The sequence below is a fragment of the Pseudomonas sp. SM4 genome, from assembly GCF_051913165.1.
Taxonomy (GTDB): domain Bacteria; phylum Pseudomonadota; class Gammaproteobacteria; order Pseudomonadales; family Pseudomonadaceae; genus Aquipseudomonas.
In genome coordinates, this window is the sequence record NZ_JBODOE010000006.1 from 197,804 (window position 1) to 212,506 (window position 14,703).

The following is a 14,703-nucleotide window of genomic DNA, read 5'->3' on the forward strand; positions in this document are numbered from 1 at the left end:
GGCAACCGTGCTCCGAAATCCTAAACAGGAGGTCTCTATGTTCGACAAAAACAATAAGCTGCGACATAGCATTTCATTGGCAGCCATGCTGGCACTCAGCGGTTTGAGCGCCGCCGCGTGGGCCGATGCCTACGAAGACGCGGCGAAAAAATGGATCGGCAGTGAATTCAAACCGTCGACCCTGACGGCCGAGCAGCAACTGGAAGAATTGAAGTGGTTCATCAAGGCGGCCGAGCCGTTTCGCGGCATGGACATCAAGGTCGTTTCCGAGACCCTGACCACCCACGAATACGAGTCGAAAGTGCTGGCCAAGGCCTTCACCGAAATCACCGGGATCAAGCTCACCCACGACCTGCTGCAAGAAGGCGACGTGGTCGAGAAAATGCAGACGGTGATGCAGTCCGACAAAAACATCTATGACGGCTGGGTCAACGACTCGGATCTGATCGGTACGCACTTTCGCTACGGCAAAACCGAGTCGATCACCGACCTGATGGCCAACGAAGGCAAGAACTTCACCTCGCCAACCCTCGACATCAAGGACTTCATCGGCATCTCCTTCACCACCGCGCCGGACGGCAAGATCTATCAACTGCCCGACCAGCAATTCGCCAACCTGTACTGGTTCCGCGCTGACTGGTTTGAGCGCGCCGATCTGAAAGCCAAGTTCAAGGAAAAATACGGCTACGAATTGGGCGTGCCGGTGAACTGGTCCGCCTATGAAGACATCGCCAAATTCTTCAGCGAAGACGTCAAGGAAATCGACGGCAAGCGCGTTTACGGGCACATGGATTACGGCAAGAAAGACCCGTCGCTGGGCTGGCGCTTCACCGATGCCTGGTTCTCCATGGCCGGTGGCGGCGACAAGGGCATCCCGAATGGTTTGCCGGTGGACGAGTGGGGGATTCGTGTCGAGGATTGCCACCCGGTCGGCTCCAGCGTGACCCGTGGCGGCGACACCAACGGCCCGGCGGCGGTGTTCGCCACGCAGAAATATGTCGATTGGCTGAAGGCTTACGCGCCACCGGAAGCGGCGGGCATGACCTTCTCCGAGTCGGGGCCAGTACCGTCGCAGGGCAACATCGCCCAGCAGATTTTCTGGTACACCGCGTTCACCGCCGACATGACCAAACCGGGTCTGCCGGTGGTCAACGCCGACGGCACGCCGAAATGGCGGATGGCGCCATCGCCACGCGGGCCGTATTGGGAGGAGGGCATGAAGCTCGGTTATCAGGACGTGGGTTCGTGGACGTTCATGAAATCCACGCCTGAGAAACAGAAACTGGCGGCGTGGCTGTACGCGCAGTTCGTCACTTCGAAAACCGTGTCGCTGAAGAAAACCATCGTCGGCCTGACGCCGATTCGCGAGTCGGACATCAACTCGCAGGCGATGACCGATCTGGCACCGAAACTCGGTGGTCTGGTCGAGTTCTACCGCAGCCCGGCCCGCGTGCAATGGACCCCGACCGGGACCAACGTGCCGGACTACCCGCGCCTGGCGCAATTGTGGTGGAGCCACATCGCCGAAGCGGCCAGCGGCGAGAAGACCCCGCAACAAGCGCTGGATGGTTTGGCCAAGGATCAGGACGCGATCATGACGCGCCTCGAACGCTCCAAGGCTCAGGCGGTGTGCGCACCGAAAATGAACCCGGAACGCGATGCGCAATACTGGTTTGATCAACCGGGCGCACCGAAACCGAAACTGGCCAACGAGAAGCCGAAGGGCGAGACCGTGAGCTACAACGAACTGCTGAAATCCTGGGCGGATGCACGCAAATAACAGTTGAAATGTGAACGGCGAACGGCACCGGAAGGTGCCGTTTTTTTTTGTGCCTGATCGACCGCAATCGCGAGCAGGCTCACTCCTACAGGTTTCTGTGTCGTTCACAGAGGCTGCGTACACCGCAAATCCTGTAGGAGTGAGCCTGCTCGCGATAGCGGTGTGCCAGACCAAAAAGATATCGACTGACCCACCGCCATGGCTGGCAAGCCAGGCTCCCACAGGTACCCGTGGAGCCCAGCATCCCGCATACACAGCAGATCCCTGTGGGAGATGGCTGCCACCGATTGCGGTCTGACAGCCAGCATTGATGTTTATCGGTACGGATGTGCCTTGATCAGACCAGAACAGCCAGATCGGTGTACCGAGCAACCAAAGCATCAGCCGTGAGCAACTTCATTGGTTCAGTCATTGCTGTGGCCACGATAATGCGGTCAAACGGATCGCGATGATGGTGCTCAAGATCCTTCACGGCGATGGCGTGTTCTGCAGTCACTGGCAATTCGATAAAGCCACTGTCGAGACAATATTGGCGGACTTCTTCCAGATCAACATTCAGCTTGCCGAGCCCGACCTTGATCGCCATTTCCCAGAAGGTGGCGGCGCTGATATAGATTTCGGCGGCGTTCTCAATCAATTTTCTGGCTTTGCCGGACAGTCTGGCGTCATCACTGAGCGTCCAGAGCAAAATGTGCGTGTCGAGCAGCAGCCTCATACTTGAGTGCCCTCAAATGCATCAAGCATGTCATCGGGCAGTGGTGAGTCGAAATCGTCGGGCAACACCAGTTTGCCCTTCATTGCGCCAATACGCTGAGCGCTGGGTTTTCCTACGGGAACGAGGCGAGCCATCGCCCGCCCATGCTTGGCAATCGTGATGACTTGGCCAGCAGCGGCATCATCGACGAGTTTGGATAAATTGTTTTTGGCTTCAGCCAGCGGAACGATGATCATCAGCTCACCCCTGTATTCTGGACAAATATAGCCAGAATATTTCAACGCTGCCAAACCATAGACTTCTTCAGCCCATTCGCAAACGATATCCCTGTTCATTTTTAGCCTCTCGTCGGTATTCCATCTGCCAAGGCTTCCACCATAGAGCTATCTACTCAAAACTGGCTGTAGGACAAAACGGAGGTTGCGGCGAGAGCTTTCGGTGTTTGTGTGGGGACGGGAGCAAATCGGTAAAAAATCGTACAAAAATGACGACCGACACGATGTCCGAAAATCAATGTAGGAGCTGCCGCAGGCTGCGATCTTTTGATCTTGATTTAAAAACAAGAGCAAGAGATCGCAGCCTGCGGCAGCTCCTACACGGATGATTCGGGGGTGGGGAAGCCTAGGCGAAACACCGTCATCACCCCCGGCAAGCTCTTAACCTCCGCCACTCCCTGATGCAGGCTCATGATCGAGCGCACGATCGCCAGGCCCAACCCGGTGCTGCCCTGCGAGCGTGAGCGGCTGCTGTCGACGCGGTAGAAGCGGTCGAACAGATGTGGCAGGTGTTGCGCCTCAATCCCGACGCCAGGATTGCTGACCAGCAGGGAGGCCTGGGTCGTACCTTGTTCGATCAGCAATGTCACGGTTTTCCCGTTCGGGCAGTGGCGCAGCGCATTCGACAACAAATTGGAAATCGCCCGCTGAATCATCAACCGATCACCCAGCACCGTCGCGCTCCCGACCACGTTCAAATGAATGCCCTTATCCTGCGCCGACAACGAAAACATCTCCGCCACTTTCGTCACTTCAACCTCCAGCGCTACCGATTCAAACGGCGCCAGCGCTGACGGATGACTCACCTGCGCCAGAAACAACATGTCGGAAACGATCCGCGCCACGCGCTCCAGTTCTTCGGTGCACGACACCAGCACATCCTTGTATTCCTCCACCGAGCGCTCGCGGGACAAGGTCACCTGCGCCTTGCCCATCAGGTTATTGATCGGCGTGCGTAACTCATGGGCCAGATCATCGGAAAACTGCGACAACTGCTGCACCCCCGCATCCAGCCGATGCAGCATGAAGTTGATGCCGTGCGCCAGTTCGCTCAGCTCCTGTGGCATGTCCACCACCGACAGCCGATGATCGAGATCCTGGGTCGAGACCATCGCCGCGACTTTGCGAAATTCGCGCATCGGCGCCAATCCGCGTTGCACCGCGCCCCACGCTGTCAGGCCGATGAACACCAGCAACAACGGCAGGGCAATCAGCGTCGAGCGCAGGTAGGCGCTGAGCAATGCCTCATCGTGCGCATTATCCACCGACAGCAACACCGGCACGCTGCTGCCGTCTTTGAGGCGAATCAGTTTCGAGGCGGTGAGGAATTTCTTGCCTTCCGCGTCGCTGCTGTCGCTGTAGGCGAGTTGATCGGTGGTGGTGCGCACCGCTTTCAATTCGACGCGCGGATCGCTCAATCCCGAGCCGGATTTGAGCAGCGGCGAGCGCTGGTTGAGGCGGTCGTAAATGGTCAGCGTGAGGTTGTCATGCCCCATCACCTGATCCAGCAGAATATGCGGCTTGCCGCTGATTTCATTGGCGTCGACGTACAGCGACAAGCTGTGTTCAACCTGCGCCATTTTCTTTTCCAGGCTGTCTCTGGCAAGCGAGTTCAGCTCATGGGTCAGGGCGAAAAAAGCCAAGATCGCCAGGAACACCACCAACAGCGCGCCGAGAATACTCACCGTCAAACCCAGGCGCATCGACAGGCTGGCCGGTTTCATTCGCGCGTTTCCAGCACGTAGCCGACACCGCGCAGGGTGTGGATCAGTTTGCTGTCGAACGGGTCGTCGATCTTCGCCCGCAAACGGCGGATCGACACTTCGACGACGTTGGTGTCGCAATCGAAATTCATGTCCCACACCAGCGAGATGATTTGCGTGCGCGTCAGCACTTCGCCGGACTGGCGCATCAGCAGATGCAGCAGGGCGAATTCCTTGGTGGTCAGGTCGATGCGCTGCGCACCGCGGAACGCGCGATGGCGGCCCGGGTCGAGTTCCAGGTCCGCGACTTTCAGCACTTGCGGCAGGGGAATGTTTTCACTACGACGCATCAACGTGCGCACCCGGGCCAGCAGTTCGGGAAACTCGAACGGCTTGACCAGATAATCGTCGGCACCCAGATCGAGGCCACGAATCTTGTCCGCCAGACGCCCGCGCGCGGTGAGCATCATCACCCGCGTGGAGTGAGTGCGGCGCAGTTGTTCCAGCACGCCCCAACCGTCGAGTTCCGGCAAATTCACGTCGAGAATAATCAAGTCATAGGCTTGCTGTTGCGCCAGGTGCAGGCCATCGGCACCAGTGCCCGCGTGATCAACGACATAACCACTTTCGGTCAAACCCTGATGCAAGTATTCGGCAGCTTTAAGCTCGTCCTCAACGACAAGGATTCGCATGATCTTTCACCACTTTTATTTAATGGGTATTTAAGTAAGGTGGCCGGGATAGTTGTTGTTTTTATAAGGACTTCCGGACGGAGTTCAATCAATGAATGGCGTGCACGGTAAAGGCTGAAGTGACTACAGAGTCAACGCTTGACGGCTTTAAATCGGCTGTCTGCGACAGGCTGTCGCAGCGTAAGGGTCGAGATTCCTACAACTTTGATTCCGGCAAGTACTGTTCGGCGGATAACTGCAGAGCATTTGTTTCGATGTATTGCTACGACGCTGTTGGCACTCCGCATCGTAGATCAAATCAACTTGTACAAACCGTGGATAACGGATTTGTAATGTTCCAGTCACCTTGTCGATAAGTTCAAAACCCTACCGTGGCGGCATCAAAGATTCTTGAATAAAGGAAGTCTGCCATTGCCCGGTTTAATTGAACTGACGGCGCGATCACGCCTGCAAAAAACCGCCAGCGGCCTGCTGTTGTTGGTCAGTGCCAGCGTGGCAAATGCCTCGACGCTGACGCTGGATCAAGCCCTGCACAGCGCCTTCGCCGGCAACCCGGATCTGGCCGCTGCGCAGTGGGAAATCGGTATCGCCGAAGGTGACCGCCAACAGGCCGGCCTGATCCCCAACCCCGAAGTGTCGTGGGAAGCCGAAGACACCCGCCGTGACTCGCGCACCACGACGATCATGCTCAGTCAGCCAATCGAACTGGGTGGCAAACGCGGTGCACGCATCGATGTCGCCAGCCGCGCGCAGGACGCCGCCGGCATTGAACTTGAGCGCAAGCGCAACGCCTTGCGTGCCGATGTGATTCAGGCGTTCAACAATGCGCAAACCGCGCAGCAACGCTTGCAGTTATCGCGTCAATCCCGGCAACTGGCCGAGCACGGTGTGCGGGTGGCGCAAGGGCGGATCGAGGCGGGTAAATCGTCGCCGGTCGAAGGCACGCGTGCGCAAGTGCAGCTCTCGGAAGTGCGCCTGGAAGTGAGCCGCGCCGAACGCGATCAGGCCAATGCCTATCAGCAATTGGCGCAAGTCATGGGCACACCATTGCCGACATCGACCAAGGTGCAGGCAGCTACGCAAAGCATGTCGGCCGTCCCGCCACCGACCAAGTTGCTGGACCGTTTGAACGAGACCGCCGAGCTACGTCTGGCCACGTTGCAGATCGATCAGCGCGAAGCATCGCTGGGCCTGGAAAAGTCCCAGCGCATTCCCGACCTGACCGTGAGCCTCGGCAGCCAATACAGCGAAACCGAGCGCGAACGGGTCAACGTGGTCGGGCTGTCGATGCCGATTCCGTTGTTCAACCGCAATCAAGGCAACGTGCTCGCCGCCGCGCGTCGCACCGATCAGGCACGGGATCTGCGCAACGCCACCGAGCTGCGCTTGCGCACGGAAATCCAGACCAGCCTTGCGCAATGGCAGACAGCCAACGGCGAAGTCACAGCCTTCAACCAGACCATCCTGCCCGCCGCGCAACGTGCGGTCGACAGCGCCACGCGCGGCTTTGAAATGGGCAAGTTCGGCTTCCTCGATGTGCTCGATGCGCAGCGCACCTTGATCGCCGCGCGTAGCCAATACATCCAGGCGGTCAGCGAAGCCACCGACGCCCGCGTACGCCTCGAACGGATCTTCGGCGAGCTCGCCGTCAGCCCTTGAATTTCACTTTTCACATCACTGCGCGCAGGCACGGCGCAGAGGAGTTTGCATGGATAAAAAACTGATCGTGGTCGCTGCGGCGACCTTGGCGCTAGGCATCGGTGTGGGATCGATGTGGTCGGGCAATGCCTCCATCGACGCGCATGCGGATGAAGCGGCGGATCACGCCGATCATGCGCAGGAGGGCGCCGCCGCTGAAAGCGAGCATGACGAAGAAGGGCACATCGAACTGACCGCCGAGCAGATCACCGCCGCCGGTATTCAATTGGCTGAAGCGAAACCGCGAAACATCAGCCTCGGCTTGCCGTTCCCCGGTGAAGTGCGCTTCGACGAAGACCGCACCGCCCACGTCGTACCGCGTGTGCCGGGCGTGGTCGAGTCAGTGGCGGTCAACCTCGGGCAGACGGTGAAGAAGGGCCAGTTGCTCGCGGTGATTGCCAGTCAGCAGATCTCCGATCAGCGCAGCGAACAGGCTGCCGCGCAACGGCGCCTGGCCTTGGCGCGCACCACCTATGAGCGCGAGAAGAAACTCTGGCAGGACAAGATTTCCGCCGAGCAGGATTTCCTCCAGGCGCGTCAGGCGTTGCAAGAAGCTGAAATCGCTGTGAGCAATGCGCGCCAAAAGATCAGCGTGCTCAGCGGCAGCGTGGTCGCCACCGGCGGCAATCGCTACGAACTGCGCGCACCGTTCGACGGTGTCGTGGTGGAAAAACACCTGACGCCGGGCGAGGTGGTCGATGAAACCACGGCGGCGTTCACGCTCTCCGATCTGTCGCGGGTGTGGGTGACGTTCGGCGTTTCACTGAAGGATTTGACCAAGGTGCAAGTGGGCAAAGCGGTGACCGTCAGTGCGCCCGAACTGAACGCTGAAGTGATCGGCAGCGTGGCGTACGTCGGCAGTTTACTCGGCGAACAGACGCGCACCGCGACCGTTCGCGTCACCCTGGAAAATCCGCAAGGCTCATGGCGGCCAGGCCTGTTCGTCACCGCGCTGGTCGCCACTGACAGCCGTGAAGCAAAAGTCGCCGTACCGGAGACCGCGATCCAGACCGTAGAGGACAAACCCACCGTGTTCGTCCGCACCGATGACGGCTTCGAAGCGCGGCCGGTAGAGCTGGGCAGACGCGCAGCCGGCCACGTGGAAATCACTCAAGGCCTGGAACCGGGCGCACAAGTCGCCAGCGCCGGCAGCTTCGTCCTCAAATCGGAACTGGGCAAAGCCTCGGCCGAGCACTCTCATTAATTCTGGAAAGTCCTCATGTTCGAACGCCTGATCCAGTTTGCCATCGAGCAGCGCATTATCGTCCTGCTCGCCGTTCTGCTTATGGCCGGCCTCGGTATCGCCAGTTATCAAAAACTGCCGATCGACGCCGTGCCCGACATCACCAGCGTCCAGGTGCAAATCAACACCGGCGCTGCCGGGTTCTCGCCGCTGGAAACCGAACAGCGCATCACCTTCCCGATTGAAACCGCAATGGCCGGTTTGCCGGCACTGGAACAGACCCGTTCGCTGTCGCGTTCGGGTCTGTCGCAAGTCACAGTGATCTTCAAGGACGGCACCGACCTGTTCTTTGCTCGTCAGTTGGTCAACGAGCGTTTGCAGATCGCCAAGGAGCAATTGCCCGAAGGCGCGGAAGCGATGATGGGGCCGATTTCCACCGGGCTCGGCGAGATTTTTCTGTGGACGGTTGAAGCGAAGGAGGGCGCGCTCAAGGACGACGGCACAAGCTACACGCCAACCGATTTGCGGGTGATTCAGGACTGGATCATCAAACCGCAATTACGCAATGTGCCGGGTGTGGCCGAGATCAACACCATCGGCGGTTTCGCCAAGGAGTATCAGATTGCGCCGGATCCGAAACGGCTGGCGGCGTACAAACTGACGCTCACTGATCTGGTCACCGCGCTGGAGCGCAATAACGCCAACGTCGGCGCCGGGTACATCGAGCGCAGCGGCGAGCAATTGCTGATTCGCGCACCGGGGCAAGTGGCGAGCACCGAGGACATCGCCAATATCGTCATGGCCAATGTCGACGGCACGCCGATCCGCGTGAAAAACGTGGCGACGGTAGAAATCGGCCGCGAATTGCGCAGCGGCGCGGCCACGGAAAACGGTCGCGAAGTAGTGCTCGGCACCGTGTTCATGCTGATCGGCGAGAACAGTCGAACGGTTTCGCAAGCGGTGGCCAGCAAGCTTGAACAGATCAATAAATCCTTGCCCCAAGGCGTGATCGCCGTGCCGGTTTACGACCGTACACACCTGGTCGACAAAGCCATCGCCACGGTGAAAAAGAACCTCATCGAAGGCGCGATTCTGGTGATCGCGATTCTGTTTCTGTTCCTCGGCAACATCCGGGCGGCGCTGATTACCGCGATGGTGATTCCGCTGTCGATGCTGTTCACGTTTACCGGGATGTTCAGCAACAAAGTCAGCGCCAACCTGATGAGCCTCGGTGCGCTGGACTTCGGCATCATCGTCGATGGCGCGGTGGTGATCGTTGAAAACACCCTGCGACGGCTAGCCCATGCGCAGCAGCATCACGGGCGTTTGTTGACTCGTGCCGAGCGTTTCAAGGAAGTCTTTGCCGCAGCGAAAGAAGCGCGGCGACCGCTGATTTTCGGCCAGTTGATCATCATGGTCGTGTACTTGCCGATCTTCGCGCTGAGCGGTGTCGAAGGGAAAATGTTCCACCCGATGGCGTTTACTGTGGTCATCGCTTTGCTTGGCGCGATGCTGTTGTCGGTGACCTTTGTGCCGGCGGCGATTGCGCTGTTCGTGACCGGCAAGGTCAAGGAAGAAGAGGGTGCGGTGATGCGCGGCGCGCGTCGTGTTTATGCGCCGGCGCTGGCCTGGGTCATGTCCAATCGCGCAATCGCAGTGGGCGCGGCGTTGGGTGTGATCGTGCTTAGCGGCGTGCTCACCAGCCGCATGGGCAGCGAATTTGTACCCAGCCTCAGCGAAGGCGATTTCGCCCTGCAAGCGTTGCGTGTGCCGGGAACGAGCCTGACGCAATCGGTGGACATGCAGCAGCGTCTGGAGACCTTGATTCTGGCGAAAGTGCCGGAAGTCGAACGCGTGTTCGCCCGCACCGGCACCGCCGAAATTGCCTCCGACCCGATGCCGCCGAACATCTCCGACAGCTACGTGATGCTCAAGCCGAAAGAGCAATGGCCGGACCCGGGCAAGTCTCGCGAAACCCTGATGGCCGAACTGCAAGCCGCTGCCGCGATGTTGCCGGGCAGTAACTATGAGCTGTCGCAGCCGATCCAGTTGCGCTTCAACGAGCTGATCTCCGGCGTACGCAGCGATGTCGCGGTGAAGGTGTTCGGCGATGACATGGACGTGCTCAATGCCACGGCGGCGAAGATTGCCGCAGCGATGCAAAAGGTTAACGGCGCCTCTGAAGTCAAGGTCGAACAAACCACTGGCTTGCCGGTGCTGACCATCAATATCGATCGCGACAAGGCGGCGCGTTATGGGCTGAATGTGGGTGATGTGCAGGACACCATTGCGGTTGCGGTCGGTGGTCGTCAGGCCGGGACGTTGTATGAGGGTGACCGGCGTTTCGATATGGTCGTGCGCCTGTCCGATGCGATGCGCAAGGACATCGACGGCTTGTCGGCATTGCTGATTCCGGTGCCGGCGCCTTTGAATGGAGCGGCGAATCAGATCGGCTTCATCGCGCTGCAAGACGTCGCCAGCCTCGACCTGGTGCTCGGGCCGAATCAGGTCAGCCGCGAGAACGGCAAGCGTCTGGTGATCGTCAGCGCCAACGTGCGCGGGCGTGATATTGGTTCGTTTGTCAGCGAGGCCGGCGAAGTGATCGAACGTGACGTGCAGGTTCCAGCCGGTTACTGGACCAGTTGGGGCGGCCAGTTCGAGCAGCTGCAATCGGCGGCCAAACGCTTGCAGATTGTGGTGCCGGTTGCGCTGCTGCTGGTGTTCGGCTTGTTGTTCATGATGTTCAACAATCTCAAGGACGGTTTGCTGGTGTTTACCGGGATTCCGTTTGCGTTGACCGGTGGGGTCATGGCGCTGTGGTTGCGCGATATTCCGCTGTCGATTTCGGCGGGTGTCGGGTTTATCGCGTTGTCCGGGGTGGCGGTGTTGAATGGCTTGGTGATGATCGCGTTCATTCGTAATTTGCGGGAGGAGGGGCGGTCGCTGTCGGACGCGATTCATGAGGGTGCGCTGACGCGTCTGCGGCCAGTGTTGATGACCGCGCTGGTGGCGTCGCTGGGGTTTATTCCTATGGCGCTTGCCACCGGCACTGGCGCCGAAGTGCAGCGGCCGCTCGCCACCGTAGTGATCGGCGGAATTCTCTCCTCGACGATCCTCACGTTGCTGATCTTGCCGGCGCTCTACCAACTCGCCCATCGCCGGGATGAGGACATAACCCCTACCCCATAAATCAACAAAAACCCCTGTGGTGAGGGGATTTATCCCCGATGGACTGCGCAGCAGGCCCGCTTCTTTTCTGGATCAAGAGAGGGGCCGCTGCGCGACCCATCGGGGATAAATCCCCTCGCCACAGGTTTTTTTCCAGTTTGGGGATTTGGCTGTTTTCGGCAGATAACGGATCTGTAATTTCCCCGCCACCGTCACGATAGGTTCGCCTTGTTACCTTGATCCCGTCAGTTACTTAAACGAGGAATCAACCATGAAACTTGCTCAAATCAGTGCTTTTGCAGCCGCTCTGGCGATGTCTTCCCTGGCCCTGGCCGAAGGCGGTGGCGACCGCACTTTCGAAAAAATGATGGCCAACAGCGAGCGCTCCGTGGAGTTGTTCGTCGCCAAGGAAAAAGCCGCCGGCAACCCGGTGGTCGTCAATGAAAAGAAAGACGACAAAACCCGCGACCTGTAAGCCTGCTGCCCTTTATAGAAGCCCTTCATCGCGCATCGATGCCGGGCTTTTTTTACGCCCGGACGGGAAGGAAAAGGATATGAACATGCTCAAGTGGATCGCATTCGGCGCTGTTATGGCGATGTCGATGAATGTGCTGGCTGAAGGCGGTGGTGACCGCACTTTTGAACGCGCGCTCAGTGCCAACAGCAAAGCCATGCAGGAGTACGCCGCCAACCAGGGCAAAGCGCCGCCGTTGGTGAAGGAATACGAATACGGAATGAAGCTGGACGTGGTCAAGGTGGTTAGCGTGGTGAAGCCTGCGCCAGCCTGCAATGTGGTGCCCACCGCGATGACCTATGAAGACTCCAGCGGCCAGCTCAACACCATCAAGTACAACGTGATGGGCGTATGTCGAAACAACGGCGGCTGACTCACGGTTCCCTGTAGGAGCTGCCGAAGGCTGCGATCTGTTGATCTTGCTTTTTAAAACCTCCAGATCAAAAGATCGCAGCCTTCGGCAGCTCCTACAGAGGGCGAATTTCGATATCACGCTGCGTATTTCAATTCGTGATGTTTAAAGGTTGTGTGGGAATCGCGGAACCTTCCCACAATATTTTCAGGTTGTCCGTCGGACGTCCGCTCTCTAGCCTGTGTGGGTCGCTGCCAATTCAGCGATCGGGATTGGAACCCCGTGGCTCAACTGAAGCAAAACGCACTGTTCATGACGTATGCTTGCGCACTTTCATGTGTGCACTCCGTTATGGCGGCTGTGCGCGGGAGACTTCGAGTCTGTCGGGTTTGCTCAGTTGCCCGGGTTCCAACCTGCGTACAGCTGCCACCCTTTCGCGTGGAACCGAAAGGGCCAGCTCCACCTTCAAGCTGAGTAAAACATTATGAAAAAGCCAACCCCAAATCCCCCAGAAACAGACGCCATCCCCGACGCCAACTCAACATCCCCTTACGCCTCCGTCGACACCCGAAAACTCCACGAAGCCGCCGACCGCGCGCTCGACTTCTACCTCAATCCCGCGGCCCAGATCATGGCCACCCCTTACACCCCCAGCGACATGTACCACGTCAATCCGCACGCCGACACTGAATCCCTTTTGGTCAACGCCTGCGAATCCCTGGCCTCGGCCACGGTGATGCTCGGTGATTTCGCCGCTCAGCTGGAAGGCATGCACCGCAAGACACTGCTGGGCATCGCGCAGGTAGTCATGCTCGGCGAACTGGCGGTGAACAAAGCACTGGATAACGTCGATCCCACCCCATAACCACCTCAGTAGGAGCTGCCGAAGGCTGCGATCTGTTGATCTTGCTTTTTAAAACCTCCAGATCAAAAGATCGCAGCCTTCGGCAGCTCCTACAGGGTTTGCTTTTTCGGTGGGTATAAAAAAAGCGCCCCGAAGGACGCCAAAAGATTCACCTCTTACCAAAGGAGCAAGGAGCTTCTAAAGGTGAATTTGCATCAACCGCGCAATCAAAGAATCGCCAACGGATACTCGACAATCACCCGCACTTCATCCAGATCCGACTCGAACGCCGTGGCGCGAGTCGTGGCTTGGCGCAAGCGTAGCGACAGGTCTTTCATCGAGCCGCTTTGCACCACGTATTTGACTTCGATATCGCGCTCCCAACGTTTCTGATCGGTCAGCGGATTGCCCTCGGCATCGCGGCGCATATACACGGCGTTGGCGTTGGAATAATCAGCGTCGGTGCCGCGTGCGTAGCGAGTCATGAACGACAAACCGGGTACGCCGTAAGTGCTCATGTCGAGGTCATAGCGCACCATCCACGAACGCTCTTTCGGCGAGTTGAAGTCGCTGTACTGGATCGAGTTGTCGAGGAATATCGAATCGGACTGGCGCAGGTAATCGAAGTCGTCATTACCGTTGTTGCGTTGGTGGGAGAGGGCGACGGAGTGGGCGCCGAGTTTGAAGCCGACGCGACCGCTCCAGATGTTGTTGTCGAATTCGCCGAGCAGTTGTTTGCCTTCATCGACGGCCTTGTAATAGTTCAGGCCACCGAACAGTGACAGGTCGTTCGACAGCGGATAGGTCCAGGCAGTGCCAGCGTAATACTGATTCCACGCATCCTTGAGGCGACTGGAGTACAGGCTGAAACTGAGGTTTTTGTTCAGCACATAATCGCCGCCGCCATAAGCGATCCACGGCGAATTGACCGGCCCGCCGTAGAAGGTGGCAAAGTTCTCGCGCATGTCGCTGGACACCGGTTGGCTCATCGCGTGCAGTCGACCGCCCTGAACCGACAAACCTTCAATACTGGTGTTGGTCGCCGTCACCCCGCGAAAGCTTTCCGGCAACAAGCGCGAGTCACCCGCCGCCACCACCGGATTGGCCGGGAACACATCGCCAACCTTGACCACCGTATCGAACGCCCGGATTTTCGCAGCGCCACCGACCTTGGTGTATTCGTCCCGCGCCTCGCCATCGCTGTTGACCGGCAACACATCAAACGAACTGCGCCCGCCATTACGGCCGCCACCGGTATCGAGTTTCAGCCCGACCATCGCAAACGCATCGACACCGACGCCGACGGTGCCTTGAGTGAAACCGGATTCGAACTTGCTGATCACCGCGTGCGACCAGGCTTCGGAATAACCATTGCCGGTCGGGCTGGACTGGCCGTTGCGATGATCACGATTGAAGTAGAAGTTACGGTTGAGCAGCGTCAGGCTGCTGCCTTCGACAAAGCCTTCAGGCTTGTCTTCTGCAAACACCACGGACGGCCCGGAGCCGACCACCACCGCTAAAGCGGCCATCGATATTTTTGTAGGGTTAACCATCAAACACTCCTTGGGTTCGGCAGAACGGGAACGTGCGTCGGCGTGGGTTTTATTATTCGGCGGGGCAGGGCCCGCCGGCATTGGTCACCGGGTCACATCGTTGCAAGCTGCGGATAACGCCAAGGTGATGAGGGAATTACAATTTCGTCATGTGGTTATTTGGATTGAGTGAACGCCACACAAACCTGTGGGAGCGAGCTTGCTCCCACAGTGGTCAGGGTGAGTC

At 58.5% G+C, this 14,703-nt stretch carries 12 protein-coding genes; 7 read left to right on the plus strand and 5 right to left on the minus strand.

Translation table 11 applies throughout. The features are described from left to right. The first annotated feature begins 37 nt into the window (after window positions 1-37). Window positions 38-1,780 (plus strand): ABC transporter substrate-binding protein, encoded by a 1,743-nt coding sequence (locus ACQ4MY_RS13380; protein ID WP_008083741.1) that lies wholly within the window; start codon window positions 38-40, stop codon window positions 1,778-1,780. Between the two features lie 337 nt (window positions 1,781-2,117). On the opposite strand, the gene ACQ4MY_RS13385 is transcribed toward ACQ4MY_RS13380, so the two are convergent. The 4 genes from ACQ4MY_RS13385 to ACQ4MY_RS13400 all read right to left on the minus strand — a co-directional run bounded on the left by ACQ4MY_RS13385 (window position 2,118) and on the right by ACQ4MY_RS13400 (window position 5,165). After that, window positions 2,118-2,495 carry a type II toxin-antitoxin system VapC family toxin gene (locus ACQ4MY_RS13385; protein WP_008083738.1) on the minus strand — a complete coding sequence of 126 codons (378 nt, stop codon included), beginning with the start codon at window positions 2,493-2,495 and terminating at the stop codon, window positions 2,118-2,120. Next, entirely contained in the window at window positions 2,492-2,830 is a 339-nt protein-coding gene (locus tag ACQ4MY_RS13390; RefSeq protein ID WP_008083736.1) for a type II toxin-antitoxin system Phd/YefM family antitoxin, read from the minus strand. The genes ACQ4MY_RS13385 and ACQ4MY_RS13390 overlap by 4 nt, the downstream gene beginning before the upstream one ends. A 257-nt stretch (window positions 2,831-3,087) precedes the next feature. Beyond that, window positions 3,088-4,494 carry a heavy metal sensor histidine kinase gene (locus ACQ4MY_RS13395; protein ID WP_440095440.1) on the minus strand — a complete coding sequence of 469 codons (1,407 nt, stop codon included), beginning with the start codon at window positions 4,492-4,494 and terminating at the stop codon, window positions 3,088-3,090. Beyond that, complete coding sequence (locus tag ACQ4MY_RS13400; protein ID WP_440095441.1) at window positions 4,491-5,165, minus strand: heavy metal response regulator transcription factor; 675 nt, start codon at window positions 5,163-5,165, stop codon at window positions 4,491-4,493. The genes ACQ4MY_RS13395 and ACQ4MY_RS13400 overlap by 4 nt, the downstream gene beginning before the upstream one ends. 411 nt (window positions 5,166-5,576) lie before the next feature. On the opposite strand from ACQ4MY_RS13400, the gene ACQ4MY_RS13405 reads away from it, so the two are divergent. From ACQ4MY_RS13405 to ACQ4MY_RS13430, 6 genes are all read left to right on the plus strand, one after another. Beyond that, window positions 5,577-6,824 (plus strand): TolC family protein, encoded by a 1,248-nt coding sequence (locus ACQ4MY_RS13405; RefSeq protein ID WP_440095442.1) that lies wholly within the window; start codon window positions 5,577-5,579, stop codon window positions 6,822-6,824. 49 nt (window positions 6,825-6,873) lie between these two features. Then, window positions 6,874-8,067, plus strand: a complete 1,194-nt coding sequence (locus ACQ4MY_RS13410) for an efflux RND transporter periplasmic adaptor subunit (protein ID WP_440095443.1) — start codon at window positions 6,874-6,876, stop codon at window positions 8,065-8,067. A 15-nt stretch (window positions 8,068-8,082) separates the two neighbouring features. After that, complete coding sequence (locus tag ACQ4MY_RS13415; protein WP_440095444.1) at window positions 8,083-11,235, plus strand: CusA/CzcA family heavy metal efflux RND transporter; 3,153 nt, start codon at window positions 8,083-8,085, stop codon at window positions 11,233-11,235. A 250-nt stretch (window positions 11,236-11,485) separates the two neighbouring features. After that, window positions 11,486-11,689 (plus strand): co-regulatory protein PtrA N-terminal domain-containing protein, encoded by a 204-nt coding sequence (locus ACQ4MY_RS13420; RefSeq protein ID WP_440095445.1) that lies wholly within the window; start codon window positions 11,486-11,488, stop codon window positions 11,687-11,689. A 79-nt stretch (window positions 11,690-11,768) separates the two neighbouring features. Continuing rightward, window positions 11,769-12,101: a DUF2790 domain-containing protein gene (locus tag ACQ4MY_RS13425; protein ID WP_440095447.1), complete on the plus strand. Its 333-nt coding sequence runs from the start codon at window positions 11,769-11,771 to the stop codon at window positions 12,099-12,101. Between the two features lie 463 nt (window positions 12,102-12,564). Continuing rightward, a complete protein-coding gene (locus ACQ4MY_RS13430) occupies window positions 12,565-12,945 on the plus strand; it encodes a DUF6124 family protein (RefSeq protein WP_440095448.1) in 381 nt (126 codons plus the stop codon). A 206-nt stretch (window positions 12,946-13,151) separates the two neighbouring features. On the opposite strand, the gene ACQ4MY_RS13435 is transcribed toward ACQ4MY_RS13430, so the two are convergent. Then, window positions 13,152-14,477, minus strand: coding sequence for an OprD family porin (locus ACQ4MY_RS13435; RefSeq protein ID WP_440095449.1), 1,326 nt, complete (start codon window positions 14,475-14,477; stop codon window positions 13,152-13,154). Between the last annotated feature and the right edge of the window lie 226 nt (window positions 14,478-14,703).